At 59.1% G+C, this 13,110-nt stretch carries 11 protein-coding genes; 3 read left to right on the top strand and 8 right to left on the bottom strand.

Annotation, left to right across the window (positions count from 1 at the left end; all coding sequences use genetic code 11):
- Window positions 1-66 precede the first annotated feature (66 nt).
- Window positions 67-1,581 carry a lipopolysaccharide biosynthesis protein gene (locus BLP23_RS20410; RefSeq protein WP_092586657.1) on the top strand — a complete coding sequence of 505 codons (1,515 nt, stop codon included), beginning with the start codon at window positions 67-69 and terminating at the stop codon, window positions 1,579-1,581.
- Between the two features lie 12 nt (window positions 1,582-1,593).
- On the top strand, window positions 1,594-3,453 hold the full coding sequence (locus tag BLP23_RS20405) for a serine aminopeptidase domain-containing protein (RefSeq protein ID WP_092586772.1): 1,860 nt from the start codon (window positions 1,594-1,596) through the stop codon (window positions 3,451-3,453).
- Here the strand turns inward: BLP23_RS20405 and BLP23_RS20400 are convergent.
- From BLP23_RS20400 to epmA, 7 genes are all read right to left on the bottom strand, one after another.
- Complete coding sequence (locus BLP23_RS20400) at window positions 3,416-5,884, bottom strand: glycoside hydrolase family 2 protein (protein ID WP_092586656.1); 2,469 nt, start codon at window positions 5,882-5,884, stop codon at window positions 3,416-3,418. The two genes, BLP23_RS20405 and BLP23_RS20400, sit on opposite strands and share 38 nt — an antisense overlap.
- 16 nt (window positions 5,885-5,900) lie before the next feature.
- Window positions 5,901-6,863, bottom strand: a complete 963-nt coding sequence (locus BLP23_RS20395; protein WP_092586655.1) for a DUF1839 family protein — start codon at window positions 6,861-6,863, stop codon at window positions 5,901-5,903.
- Window positions 6,864-6,871: 8 nt separating this feature from the next.
- Window positions 6,872-7,780: an amino acid--[acyl-carrier-protein] ligase gene (locus BLP23_RS20390; RefSeq protein ID WP_092586654.1), complete on the bottom strand. Its 909-nt coding sequence runs from the start codon at window positions 7,778-7,780 to the stop codon at window positions 6,872-6,874.
- 5 nt (window positions 7,781-7,785) lie between these two features.
- Window positions 7,786-8,967 (bottom strand): acyl-CoA dehydrogenase family protein, encoded by a 1,182-nt coding sequence (locus tag BLP23_RS20385; protein ID WP_092586653.1) that lies wholly within the window; start codon window positions 8,965-8,967, stop codon window positions 7,786-7,788.
- Complete coding sequence (locus BLP23_RS20380) at window positions 8,967-9,218, bottom strand: acyl carrier protein (RefSeq protein WP_022717455.1); 252 nt, start codon at window positions 9,216-9,218, stop codon at window positions 8,967-8,969. Before BLP23_RS20380 ends, BLP23_RS20385 begins: the two co-directional genes overlap by 1 nt.
- A gap of 264 nt (window positions 9,219-9,482) precedes the next feature.
- A complete protein-coding gene (locus BLP23_RS20375; RefSeq protein ID WP_092586771.1) occupies window positions 9,483-10,535 on the bottom strand; it encodes a lysine-2,3-aminomutase-like protein in 1,053 nt (350 codons plus the stop codon).
- Window positions 10,535-11,596, bottom strand: a complete 1,062-nt coding sequence (epmA, locus tag BLP23_RS20370) for an EF-P lysine aminoacylase EpmA (protein ID WP_092586652.1) — start codon at window positions 11,594-11,596, stop codon at window positions 10,535-10,537. Before epmA ends, BLP23_RS20375 begins: the two co-directional genes overlap by 1 nt.
- A 151-nt stretch (window positions 11,597-11,747) precedes the next feature.
- Between epmA and efp the strand changes: the two genes are divergently transcribed.
- Window positions 11,748-12,317, top strand: a complete 570-nt coding sequence (gene efp, locus BLP23_RS20365; protein WP_022717458.1) for an elongation factor P — start codon at window positions 11,748-11,750, stop codon at window positions 12,315-12,317.
- 54 nt (window positions 12,318-12,371) lie between these two features.
- Here the strand turns inward: efp and BLP23_RS20360 are convergent, their stop codons facing one another.
- A complete protein-coding gene (locus tag BLP23_RS20360; protein WP_092586651.1) occupies window positions 12,372-13,100 on the bottom strand; it encodes an SIS domain-containing protein in 729 nt (242 codons plus the stop codon).
- Between the last annotated feature and the right edge of the window lie 10 nt (window positions 13,101-13,110).

Here is a 13,110-nt window from a genome sequence, read left to right as displayed (position 1 = left end):
AGGTATCTGAAATAGACACTTCATTATGCGCTGTGGTCTCCGGGAAAAGGAAAAGCGGTAGTATTCATGGCGAAGGGCATAATGGCAAACTCGGCGCTCAATGCGGCAGCAGGCCTGACCCTGCTTGCAACGGGTTTTGCATGTTCGATCATCGCCGCGCGGCTGCTCGGCCCGGAAGCAAACGGGATTATCGCATTTTCCCTGTGGCTGGTAACGACCGGAGCGCTTGTCGCCGAACTAGGAACTGGCGTCATGCTTCTGCGCATCCTGCCGCAACTGCGGGCCCAGGGCAGATCCTATGAAGAACGCCGTAGCTTTGCCGCCTATCTCGCACGACCAACGATCATTGCGTCGCTGATAGTGCTCGCCGTTTATTCCCTTGTCTATTTAGAAGCCGAGCAGCTTCATTGGGCCGTCGGCGCCCCGGCCGTGATTGTCATCACCGGCGTCCTCTTCCTTTTCCAGTCGATCGGCGCTTACACCAAGAACTATCTCATCGGGGAACAGAATCTCGCGCCTTATTTTCTGCTGACGATCGCAAGCTCTGTCATACAGGTCGTCATCGTCCTTGCAGGTGCGCTGCTATATGGCGTCAGCGGCGCCTTGGCCGGTTATGCAGCCGGTCAGTTCCTGATGTTCCTCTTTACGCTCAGGATTGCCTCCGTTCGCGCAAGCTCGTGTGGCATCGGCGTGAATTATCTTGCGAGCTCTTCGTTCATTCTGTCCTTGGAATACGCAAACACATCGATCTTCCTAAATCGCATTGAGCTCTTCTTCCTGCAGAAGGATTGGGGCGTGGAGGCTGTCGGCTATTATGCCGTCGGTTTGTCGCTAGCCAATCTCGCGCTGCAGCTTCCCGTCCAACTGAGCGGCAGCCTTATTCCCTATTATTCTGAAAAAATTCATTCCAATCCCAGCGGCAAACTCCCGGCGAGCATCTTTGAAGGGGTCGTTCGAAGCATTGCATACATCACGCTGCCGATGAGCTTCGGCCTTGCCGCTATCGCCAAGCCGCTCGTCGTTGCAATCTTCGGCCAGCCCTTCGCGCCGGCGGGCGGTGCAGTCGCCATATTGGCGCTGACTGCCATACCTTACGTCTTTACGCAGATTTGCACGCAATATCTGTATTCCGTCGATCGAATTCGCGAACGCCTGATGATCGGAGGCATCGCCAGCCTGGTACTCGCTGTGGGCTGTTTTGCGGCCGTGCCCTGGTACGGCGGAGAAGGTGCCGCGGCAATCCGTTTTCTGGCATTTACGGTCATGTGCATCTTGATGGTCACGCGGATCGACCTCGACGGTTCGATCTACCAAATGTCGATCCCTGTTGTCCGCATCGCCGCTGCCGCGGCCCTTTGCGGGGCGACAGCCTATGGAGCGGTCCATCTTGTTCCAGGAATTGGCGGTCTTGTTGTTGCGGTTATCGCAGCGGCAGGCGCCTATGGAATCGCCCTACGCTTGCTGAGCGCCATTCCGGCTGCTGATATTGCCGTGATGGAACAGATCGTCAATCGCTTGCCGAAGCTGGCGCATCCACTGGCATTTCATGCACTGGCGTTGCTCACGCCGCGCAGGATATGACGAGGAATGGAAATGAGCACGGGGTTGGATACCAACAAAAGCAAGACAACGCAAAAAGCTGCCGCAGCAGCCGAGCCGGTGACTTTTGCCGGCACAATCGGCCTTTACGCACCTGCCAGTCAAGCCGTGCGTAAATCCACGGCCGTTCTCTTTGTCAGCCCCTGGGGCTTCGAGGAAATGTGCACCCGCAAGTTCTTCCGTATCCTGGCAGAAGAACTTGCCGAAGCGGGTGTGGCAAGCCTGCGCTTCGATTACGCAGGAACCGGCGACGCGCTGGAGGTAGCGGACCATAGTCGTGGCCTAGCGGTCTGGCTCGAAACCGCGGAGCAGGCTGCAGCGCAGCTGAAATCGCTTTCCGGCTGTGACAGCATCATACTTGTGAGCCAGAGTCTCGGCTGCAAGATCGCTGTCGATCTGGCGCAAAGGCTCGGTGGTGTCGAGGGCATTGCATTGATGGCGCCTGCAATCTCCGGCCGGCTCTATCTGCGTGAACTCTCAGTATGGTCGAAGATGATCGACGACGGAATGGGCGTTGCCGAGAGCCAGCGCGAAACACAGGGCGTATGGATCGCCGGCCTTCGTATGTCGGACGAAATCGCCGCGGAAGTTCGCAAAATCAACCTCATGGAGCTCTCGAAGCTCGACGCAAGAAACTGCTTGGTGCTGACACGCCCGAACCGTTCGGCCGACGAAGATTTTGCCGCCCATATCAAAGACCTGCATCCGGCCACGCGGGAAGCTGTCTATCGCGGCTATGACGAACTCGTCTTCAACCCGACGATCGCAACGATGCCGGTAGAGACCGGCAATCACATCGTCGAATGGGTGAAATCAATTTCCGGTTCTCAAATAGGGACATCAACGCGAAGGCAACGCCCGACCGTGGCACCGCTAACATCCGCCGAGTTCACCGAGACGCCGTTGCGGTTTGGAAAAGCTGGCGAACTTTATGGCATTCTTTGCGAGCCGACGGCTCCGCGTCGGGGTGCAACCGCAATCATCTTGACGACGGCTTACGACCGGAATGCGGGCTGGGGCCGCACATCCGTAAAAATGGCGCGCGCACTTGCCCGCGACGGCATTCCCTCGCTGCGCTTCGACAATGCGAATGTCGCAGATAGCCCGCCCACACCGGGCGCGCCAGAGCAGGTGCTCTATTTCAAGGGACAGAACGACGAGATCACAGCGGCCTTCGATCTTCTGGAGGCATCCAGGCTGCTGCCAGCCGTGCTTGTCGGCCGCTGCAGCGGCGGTTACCTCGCTTTCCAGGGCAGCCTCTGGGATGAACGCTCCAGCGGCTTGATTGCCGCCAATCCCTATGTCTTCCACTGGTCCGGTAAGCTCACGGTCGACGCATCGCTTCGCCATGTACCGCGCTCGCTCGAAACTTACCGCCTGAAGCTGCTGCAGGTCGAAACCCTAAAGCGGTTGTTGCGCGGTGAAATCGATGTCCCGCGGGCTATCAAGAATTTCATCACCTCTCTAGTGCGACGAGCGATCAGGCTAAGCCGTCCGATGCTGGATTTCCTGCCGTTCCGATCCGAGGAGCGGACCGCAATTCTCGATCTCTTCCAGTCCCTGAAAGCCCGCAAGGTTGACGTGTCGCTGATCTATACCGCCCATGATACCGGTCTTGAGCAATTCAATGATCATTTTGGCAAGAATGGCTCATATCTGAAACGCTACGGCAACGTTCGGCTCAATATCATACCGGAAGCCGATCATAACCTTACACAGGCACATGCTCAGGCCTTCTATCTTCAGGAAGTCCGCTCCATATCGCTGAAGATCGGGACGCGCCAGGCAACACCGCATGAGGACCGCAGCCACGCGGTCAGAACGCCAAAATACGCGAACCTCCCAACGTCCTGATTTCACCAGGGGGCGCCTCGCCCTTCGTCGCGCCCGCAAGTGCATGCAGTGCGACGCGTTTGACCGAACCTGGCGCCAGATGAAACCAATCGTCGGCTGCACGGTAATTCGGGACATCAACGTGTACGGACTGCGCAAGGCGATCGGCCTGCAGCTCAAGGGTCCAGCTCCCGCCATCTTCTACGGCCTTCACATCGATTGCGGCATCGTGAAACGCCTTCGACCGTCCGAGCGGGAAATGGAATGCTTCGGCAAGCAGGCCGCCATCGGCGGAGCGCAGCCGCGCGACCGTTACGTCATGGGAAGGTGGACCGAAACGGAAAGCATAGGTCGTGTCGAAAAATGCACCGAAAAGCGCGGTCGCGGCGAGCTTTTCGGTGGATCTTGGCGCAAGTATCAGTGCTTGGCTGCCGCCGACGGCTCTTTGCTTGCCGTCTCGCAGGCAGACGACTTCAAGCTCAACCGGCAGGTTTTCGCCGGTTTCGTTGATGACATGCACGTCAAGACCATTCGTGCCCTCGTCCGTCAGCAGCACTTGAATCGGGCGGAAGGCGCGGCGCATGGCGTACCAGACCGGTTTAGGCTCACCGGTGGAATCGACAACGCCCCAACCGGGACCAGGCAGAATATCCTGAAGCGTCCAGACAAGCGCACCGTTGCAGTTTGAACCCTTGCGCCGCCATTCGGCGAAGGTTTCCGTCAAAACCTCGCCTGTCACGGCGCGGGACAAATCGAGGTAGCGCTCCGGATTTTCCCGGCGCAACGCCGCTGGGTCGACGTCATAAAGTTCCTCCAGGTAGAAGTCGCGAACATCCTCGAAATCCCATGAGGCGCCGCGGTCCCGCGGAACGCGAGCTTTCCACAGCGGACTATGGACTGCCGGGACATCCAGATGCCGCTGCAATGTTTTTTGTTGCGGTGCATGGGCGAAGGCGAGGGTTTCTGCAGCAAACCGAACGTCGGCGCGGCGAGCATCCTCCAGCGGGCGCATATAGGCACCAATGCCGTAATAATGAGTGACGCCGGCATTTGGCGAGAAGGGCATGGCCCCACCGCAAGGGGAGTTCGGCACATAGGGTACGTCTGGGCGCATACGCTCTGCAATCGCCGGGATGACGTCCTCCGTCAGCGGCCCGCGCCAGAATTCCTGCGGCAACCCAAGCATCGCCGCCTGTTGATAAATCTCGCTTCCGCCGCAAAGAACCGCGAGCGAAGGAGAAGCCTGAACTCCATGGATAAATCCCTCGACTTCGGCATGAACGTGGCCCGTGAAAGCCTTGTCGCTTCGCGGATAGTCGAAATTGGCGAACATGAAGTCCTGCCAGACAAGAATGCCGAGCTCATCGCAAAGCTGGAAGAACTCTGGCGTCTCATAAGCCATCGTGCCGCCGATGCGGATCATGTTCATACCGGCGCCGGCAGCGAGGCGCAGAAAGGGCTCGTAGTCCGCGCGGGCACCCGGCAGGCGAACGATGTCGGCTGTCGTCCAGACACAACCGCGGCAAAAGACGGGCTCGCCATTCACCCGAAGGCCGAATCCGTCGCCATCGACGCCACGATCGATTTCGATCCGCCGGAAGCCGGTCTTTCCGAGCGAATATTCGGTGCCGTCCGAAACGAGCGTCAGTTCGTAAAGATGCGGAGTCCCGTGCGTATGCGGCCACCACGGCGTGACCTCCGGCAGCTTGAGGATCGCCGAATAATGATTTGCGCCGATCTTCTCGAAGCCTTGCTCCACCGCTCCGCAGCGAAGCAGCATCTGGGGATTTTCGGCATCTGCGTGCAACGAAACGCTGAGGCGGCCGATGCCATTTTCCAGCACAGCCCGGATCGAGACATTGTCGATCGACATCGCGCCGCGACGAACAAGCGTAATCGGCCGCCACGGACCGACAGCATGAATTTCCGGGCACCAGCCAGGCATGTGCCCAAGCAGCGTCGTACGAAAGTTCTTGAGCCCCTGCGGCCCGATCATCTGAGGACGCCAGCGGGCGCGAGCTCCGGGCTCGCTCAGCCGGGGAGCGAGTGCACGGCAACAAAGGACCAGATCATCGCCGCCCATCAGCGTGACCGGAATTTCATGCGCCGTAAACATGCTCTCGGAAGAGAGGATTTCCTGCCCATTCAGAAAAACATGGCAGAGCGTCGCGAGCCCTTCGAAACGAAGGATAACATCGCCAGGCTGGGCGTCGAAGAGCCGGCAGACGTACCAGGCATCTTTCGTATTCAGCGGCTCCGGATTTTCGCGATCGAAGAGACCGGCGCGCTCCAAAGCGTCAGCAACAGTTCCAGGAACAGGTGCGGCAATGAACCGCGAAGACGGCGGAATGTCATGCGGCGTCAAGCAAGCTCCCGGTTCCGTCAGAACCAGATTCCAGCCTTCGGAAAGCAGGGCCTCTTCCGCACCGACGCTCGCCAACCGCCCCCCCATGCTCAAGTCCCCGGTATCAAAGTCGATCGGAAATCGAAGTCATCATGGCATCCCATGCATCTGCCGCCGGATCAAGTGCCGCCTGCAACGCCTCGAACTTCCTGCGCGTGACGGCACGGGCAAGCTGAAACTGAACCGACTTCGCCACTTCGGAGATACGCCGGGCATTCTCTTCGGCTTGAGCGAACCTGCCCGGAGAAAGCCACGCGAGGTGGTCTGCGGCCAACTCGAAATTGGCGCCGAACTGGCGCAAGGTGTTGAAGGCATATTTGTGGAAGAAGCCGAAAGGGCGCTCGGCGACAACTTCCACCTGCTGCGGAAATTGCTTGGCAAAGGCACGGATCGGGTTTTCGGCAGGCCGGCGCGAGAAATGGACCTTGAAAAGACGGTGCGCCACATCGCCGATATAGTTCTCGCCTGCAAACGCCTCGGGAAATTTTGCAAATTCCGTATAGGGCAGGAAGGGCGAATCCCCCTCCGTCAGGTGCATCTGGAAGAGACCGTCGAAGTCCTCGCCTTCAAGCTGGAAATAGCCGGCATTGTGAAAATACTCAACGCGCTTGGCAGCAACATCCAGCCGATTGATAGCGACGGTCGTCTTGCCGTGTTCGGTACGATAGGCGGTACCGTGGGTATCCGGCATATAGAAGGAGTCCATTTCGATCAGGCAAAGTCGTCCGCGCCTGATCTGCGTTTCGACGTGGTGCTCGACGCGGTCGAAGATCGCGAGTTCGGTGACACGGATGCCGTAAAGCGCCTCCAGGTCTTCAAGCGGCACCTTGAAGAAGGTGAACTGATCGCCCTCGAAATCCTGCGTCAGGGTAAAGCCGAGCATCGCTTCAGGCGGCAGCCTGAGCGTGTTCAGCACTTCGATCCAGAGGTCGATATAGCAGTTGGTTTCCGGCCACATGCGCTCGTTGGAATGCAGCGCATGCTGGCGGTAGCCATCTGGACGGATGGCCGGGAAAACGGAGGACATCGAACCGCTCAGCCCCAGAGGGTCTTGCGAACATTCGCCGGCCATTCCGTCACGTTAAGCCCGTGATGATGGAACAGCGCAAGCGCGATGCGCTCGAGACCGAAGCCGACGCATGCAGTGTGCGCGACATCGCCGTCCTCGAGTTTCAGGTCCCACTTCAGACCGAAGGAGTCCTGATGATAGTTAAAGCTCATGCAGGCTGTCGGCTTGGCGGCCGACGTGATTGGGATCAAAAGCTCGAACTTCAGGTTCTGATCACGCTGGTTGTTGACCATCATCTTGCCGCCGCGGCCAAAAAATGGATCGTTGGCGACATCGATGAAGACTTCGAGGCCGACCTGCTTCATCATCTCGACGCCGCGATCCATCCAGCGCTGACGGAAGTCGGTCACGTGGCTTTCGGTGCCCATGCAGACATATTCGCGCATGCGGAAAAGCTGCTGGCGGGCGGGATCCTTCGACGGTTCATGGCGAAAGCAATAGGACTGCAGGTCGAAGAGGCCGCCCTTGGCGGGCAGATTGCCGCGCTTGGCGATAGTCGGATAAAGGGGATAGCAGGCGGCAGGCGTCAGCACGATATCCGTTGCTTGCTGGCCCTTCGTCCAGTCGTCGCCGACTTCCATGCACTGCAGCAGGTTCATGTGATCGAGTTCACTGCCACAGAAGCTGTGGACGGTACCCGCAAGCTGCGGGAAGCTTTTCATGTAGCCGCTCTTTTCGAAAAGCGCGCGGTTCATGCCCGGCGGGAAGCGCATGGCTTCTGCGCCATCCGCACCGCCGAATTTGTCGATCAGACGCTCGAAGGCGGTGATCACGTCTTCGAACTGCCCGCTACGGCCATAAAGACCGTCGACGCCGGTATCGATCAGTAGACCGGATTCGAAGAGTCGGTCTAGAAACGAGGTCTGCATATCCATGACTGTCACCCCAGTAGGCTAGTGTCCTGCTTGTGGACGAGAAGCATGCTCGACGTGTTGCCGAGGATGCGGTCATTCGAGATCATGAGCTGAGCGGAATGAGCGTCGCGCAAATGCCGGCCAATGCTGAAGGGCGTACCGTTCTTGTAGCCCACGATACCGCAGATCAGCATGGCGTGGTTGACGATCTCCAGGATCGTTTCCGACGAAGCGATCTTCACGTTGTTCATGGCCACCGCAAAGCCCATCGAGGAAAGCTTGTCCGGATCGGACTTGGCATCTTCGTAAGCCTTGAGACCCGCCACGACGTTCGACTTTACCATCTGCAGCAGGGTGGAGACTTCGGCGAGCCGCAGCGCACCGGGGGGCGGAACACCAGGAGATTTACGGGCGGCGGCGCGCACGAAAGCCTGCGCGCGGGAGACGGCGTCGACCGCAATGCCATACCAGACGCCGCTCCACAGCAGATGCGACGAAGCGAGCATCGACTGTGCGGCGATTTCGGCGAAAGGCTTCGGCAAGATCTGAACGGCAGGCGCTTGTCCCTTGAAGAGGAAGCCGTCGGAGCAGGTGCCGCGCATGCCCAGCGTGTTCCAGATGTGCGTGCGCTCCAGTGTGTACTGGTCCTTGAGAAACGCCGTCAGGACCTGATCTGAGGGTGCTGAGTCCGGATGGCTGCGAGAGGTTATGAGGATCGCATCGGCATGCGAGCCGTACGAGATCACGGTCGCGTCCTTTTCGAGACGGCAGCTGTCGCCGCTGACCTCGATGGCGCAGATGCTGTTGCGCAGATTGCCGCCGATCCCGCCTTCGGTCGTCGCCGATGCGATCAAAAGCTGCTCAGCGGCGATGCGCCGCATGAAACCTGCATGCCATTCACTTTCGGTGCCGTGCTCGACCAGGCTTGAAAGCTTGATGTGGTGCATGGCGAATACCATCGCACTTGCGGCGCAAGCCTGGCCAAGAACCGAGCAGAGTTCGGCGACTTCGGTCGTCGAAGCCCCCTCGCCACCAAGGTGGCGCGGCACTTGAATGCCGAGCAGGCGCTCGGCTTTCATCGCATCGACGGCCTCGCTTGGAAAGCGGCCTTCGGCGTCGACAGCGTCGGCATATTTCGCGGCGATTTCGGCAACGCGCGCGGTTCTGACGGTAAAACTCTGTTCCGTGATCTTGACCGGAAAGTTCATCACGCGACCTTCCGGTTGTCCTTGATGATATCGACGGTCTTTTCGATCGCGGAGATGCTGGCAAAGGACTTGCGATTGAGGAGATTGTCCGGGAATTCGATATCGAAGGCTTCTTCGATGCCAAGCATGAGCTGCACGGAAGCAAAGGATGTCAGGCCGGCCGCATAGAGATCGGCATCGTCGGCTAGCTGATCGATAGAAACAGGAAGCTTGCCGAATTTGGCGAGCAGTTCGCGGATAGTCTTGTTCATCCTCAGCAACCTCCAAGATTGTCATGATCCAAAGTGGCGATTATCGCCTTCATCATGAGCGTTCTTTTAGGCCGGAAAACAAAACATTCCGCTAACTTGTCTGGTTAAATATGAGGAAGGCTCGCGGTTAAAATTTTAGAGAGTACCTTGCCTCGAAGGCCTTTATCTTTTTCTTGACAGACACTTAGGCATTACTCCTGCCTCAGGAGCCAAGATTGGTCTCCCGGCTGAAAGTGCAGAAATGATACGCCACCCGTCTTCACGTCACTCGGAAGGCGGGTAGGAATGCTCTGCGCCATGGTAATCCAACACGGAAAAACAACCATCCGCCGTCTTCCGGACAGAATTTTCGCCAATCACTGCCTTTCCGTAGCCACCCGGGATATCAAGGATATAGGCCGGCTGACAAAGGCCAGAGATGCGGCCGCGCAGGGAAGAAACGATCTTCTGGCCCTCTTCGATCGTCAGGCGGAAATGGCTGGTGCCGGGAGCCAGATCGGGATGATGCAAGTAGTAGGGCTTGATGCGCGTCTCGACGAAGGTCTTCATCAGGTCCGCCAGAACGCCGGCATCGTCGTTGACGCCCTTCAAGAGCACGGACTGACTGATCATGACGATCCCGGCATCGACGAGCCGGCCACAGGCTGCACGGGCTTCGATCGTCATTTCGCGCGGATGGTTGGCATGGAGCGCGATATAAGTCGTCTTGCCGCTTGCTTTCAACGCGGCGATCAACGTCGCATCAATCCGCTGCGGATCGACAACAGGCACGCGTGTATGGAAGCGGACGATCTTCACATGATCGATGGCCGCAAGCTCCCGCATCATCTCTTCAAGCCGCCGCGGCGAAAGGACGAGCGGATCGCCGCCCGTAAGGATCACCTCCCAGATCTCCGGATGGTTGCGAATATAGGCCAAGGCAGCCATCATCGCCGTCGGATCGAGCGTACCGAGACCTTGAGGACCGACCATCTCTCGCCTGAAGCAGAAGCGGCAATAAACCGGACAGACATGCACGGCCTTCAGCAGCACCCGATCCGGATAGCGATGCACAATGCCTTCAACCGGGCTGTGCGCATGATCACCGATCGGGTCGGCGCGCTCTTCAGGTGTTACGACGAGCTCGGCCGCATCCGGCACGAACTGGCGCGCAATCGGATCGTCGACGTCGGCTCGATCGATCAGCTTGGCGACGGTCGGCGTCACGGCGATCGCATATCGTGCAGCGACCTCTTCCAGGGCCAGCCGGTCGCGATCGCCCAATAACCTGGCTTTCGACAGGTCATCGACGCTTTTGATCGGCCGGACCATATTCATCATCGATACTCCGCAACTGGCGCCCAGAGCACCTGGTCGATGCGCGAGGCTCCTGTCGCCAGCATGACCAGCCGGTCGAAGCCGAGCGCGATGCCGCTTGCTTCCGGCATGATCGAAAGCGCATCGAGGAAATCCTCGTCGATCGGATAGCGTTCGCCATAAACGCGCGCTTTTTCTGCCATCTCGAGCTCAAAGCGGCGGCGTTGTTCTGCCGCATTGGTGAGCTCGCCGAAGCCGTTCGCCAGTTCAACGCCGCAGGCATAGAGTTCGAAACGCTCCGCAACCCGCCGATCGCGTGCCGAGGGACGGGCGAGTGCCGCCTCGCAAACCGGGTATTCATCCAGAATGGTCACACGGCCGAAACCGAGGTTCGGTTCTATCTTTTCAACAAGGACGCGGCTGAAGAGGTCCGCCCAGCCGTCGTCGGCGGAAACGCGCATGCCATTCCGGCGCAGTTCGAACGCCAGATATTCTCGATCCGTCGAACCATCTGCGGCGACCGACGCCAAGAGGTCAATGTCCGCATAGCGCCCGAACGCCTCTGCGACGCTGATGCGTTCAGGCCCGGCGAAAGGGTCGGTTTCGGCGCCCCGATAGGTCAGCTTCGGCGTCTTCACGGTTTCGGCGGCCAGCGCCAGAATCCGCACGCAGTCCATCATCAGCGTTTCATAGCTTTCGCCGGCGCGATACCATTCCAGCATCGTGAATTCGGGATGATGGAATGGGCCGCGTTCGCGGTTGCGATAGACATGCGCGAAGCAGGCGATGCGCTGCTCACCGGCCGCGAGCAGCTTCTTGCAGGCAAATTCCGGCGAGGTGTGCAGGTAGAAGGATGTCGCTTGCCCGTCCGTCGTCAGCGCCTCGGTTGCAAACGCGTGCAGATGCGCCTCGTTGCCGGGCGAAACCTGCAGCGCCGCCGTATCTACCTCGATGAAATCCTCGCGCGCGAAGTAGCCACGCAGCGCCGCCTGGATCGCGTTCCGTCCAATCAGGAAGGGGCGGCGGTCCGCGTGGACGCTGGGGGTCCACCAAGGAGACGCTTTGGCGCCGGTAAGGTTCATTCTCAGCTTTCTTCACGAGGCCGGCCAACGCGAGGGCTGGCGTTTTGCCGGATTTTAGGTTAGTTGCGCCCCCAACGAAAACAATTTGCGTCATCGGGACCATCCAGACAGTCCCTCTACGACGCCAAAAGCCGAGTTACAAGGAAGTCTTATGGTCAAGGTCATCGCCTCTTCGGTCCGCAAGGGCAACGTTCTCGACGTAGACGGCAAACTCTACGTCGTTCTCACTGCGCAGAACTTTCACCCCGGCAAGGGTACGCCGGTCACCCAGGTCGACATGCGCCGCATCGTCGACGGCGTGAAGGTTTCCGAGCGCTGGCGCACGACCGAGCAGGTCGAGCGCGCCTTCGTTGAGGATGTGAACTTCCAGTATCTCTATGAAGACGGCGAAGGTTTCCACTTCATGAACCCGGCGACCTACGATCAGGTTGTCGTCGACAACGAAACAATGGGCGACCAGAAGGCCTACCTCCAGGAAGGCATGACCTGCATTCTGTCGATCCATGAAGGCATTCCGCTGGCACTCGAGCTGCCGCGTCACGTCACGCTTGAGATCACCGAGACGGAACCGGTCGTGAAGGGCCAGACAGCGTCTTCCTCCTATAAACCGGCGATGCTTTCGAACGGCGTGCGCACCCTGGTGCCGCCTCATATCAACGCGGGCACGCGCGTCGTTATCGCAACGGAAGACAACTCCTACGTCGAACGCGCCAAGGATTGATCCTTCGGACATTTCAGACAGAAAGGCCGGCCGACGCCGGCCTTGCTGTTTTGACTACAGATGCGGGTTGCGCGGCCGGTATTTTTTCACCAGCCGCTGATTGACCTCCGCAGCGCCCGGCATGTTGGCGCTGAGATAGACCGGTGCGTCGCCGGACTTCGAAAGCGCTGAGGCAACTTCAGCGAAGATTGCGTTCAGCACGGTTGCTCCGACAGCCGTCGACACCGGGCCTACCTTGAGACCGCTTCCAGCCAGATCGAGCACGGCATCGCCGGGCGGCAAGCCGTTATCCAGCACGACATCGGCGATATCCGCAAGCCGGCGGCGGCCATTGGCGATCGCGCTCGAATAGGCAACCGAGGTAACAGCGATCACCTTGGCGCCGATCTCGCGACCATAATCCGCAGCCTCGATTGGTGCGGCATTCACGCCCGAGTTCGAAGCGATGATGATAACGTCGCCTGGCTGCATGCCGTAGCGCTCCAGCACCGGCCGAACGAGGCCTTGCGTGCGCTCGTAGACCGAGCTGATGACCGCCCCCTCATGCAGCATCGCGGAGCCGATGAGAACCGGCACGGTAAACGCAAGACCGCCGGCGCGATAATGCACCTCCTCGGCCAGCATATGCGAATGGCCCGTACCGAAGACGTAAACGCGCTTGTCATGATGGGCCGCATCGAGGATGACTGCTGCGGCCTTCGCCATGGGTTCGGCAAGGCTTTTCTTCAAAGCCTCAAGACGGCCGATCAGATTGGAGAAATAGGCATCCGTAACCGCCGTCATGGCATTTCCT

This window comes from Rhizobium mongolense subsp. loessense, from assembly GCF_900099775.1.
Lineage (GTDB): Bacteria > Pseudomonadota > Alphaproteobacteria > Rhizobiales > Rhizobiaceae > Rhizobium > Rhizobium loessense.
Note: the sequence above shows the minus strand (reverse complement) of the source record. Positions and strands in the feature narration are given on the sequence as shown.

Coding starts and splice junctions, on each gene's coding strand:
- epmA (WP_092586652.1), bottom strand. CDS start 11,596: ATGAACCTTACCGGCGCCAAAGCGTCTCCTTGGTGGACCCCCAGCGTC.
- BLP23_RS20385 (WP_092586653.1), bottom strand. CDS start 8,967: ATGAACTTTCCGGTCAAGATCACGGAACAGAGTTTTACCGTCAGAACC.
- BLP23_RS20380 (WP_022717455.1), bottom strand. CDS start 9,218: ATGAACAAGACTATCCGCGAACTGCTCGCCAAATTCGGCAAGCTTCCT.
- BLP23_RS20405 (WP_092586772.1), top strand. CDS start 1,594: ATGAGCACGGGGTTGGATACCAACAAAAGCAAGACAACGCAAAAAGCT.
- BLP23_RS20375 (WP_092586771.1), bottom strand. CDS start 10,535: ATGAATATGGTCCGGCCGATCAAAAGCGTCGATGACCTGTCGAAAGCC.
- efp (WP_022717458.1), top strand. CDS start 11,748: ATGGTCAAGGTCATCGCCTCTTCGGTCCGCAAGGGCAACGTTCTCGAC.
- BLP23_RS20410 (WP_092586657.1), top strand. CDS start 67: ATGGCGAAGGGCATAATGGCAAACTCGGCGCTCAATGCGGCAGCAGGC.
- BLP23_RS20395 (WP_092586655.1), bottom strand. CDS start 6,863: ATGTCCTCCGTTTTCCCGGCCATCCGTCCAGATGGCTACCGCCAGCAT.
- BLP23_RS20400 (WP_092586656.1), bottom strand. CDS start 5,884: ATGGGGGGGCGGTTGGCGAGCGTCGGTGCGGAAGAGGCCCTGCTTTCC.
- BLP23_RS20360 (WP_092586651.1), bottom strand. CDS start 13,100: ATGACGGCGGTTACGGATGCCTATTTCTCCAATCTGATCGGCCGTCTT.
- BLP23_RS20390 (WP_092586654.1), bottom strand. CDS start 7,780: ATGGATATGCAGACCTCGTTTCTAGACCGACTCTTCGAATCCGGTCTA.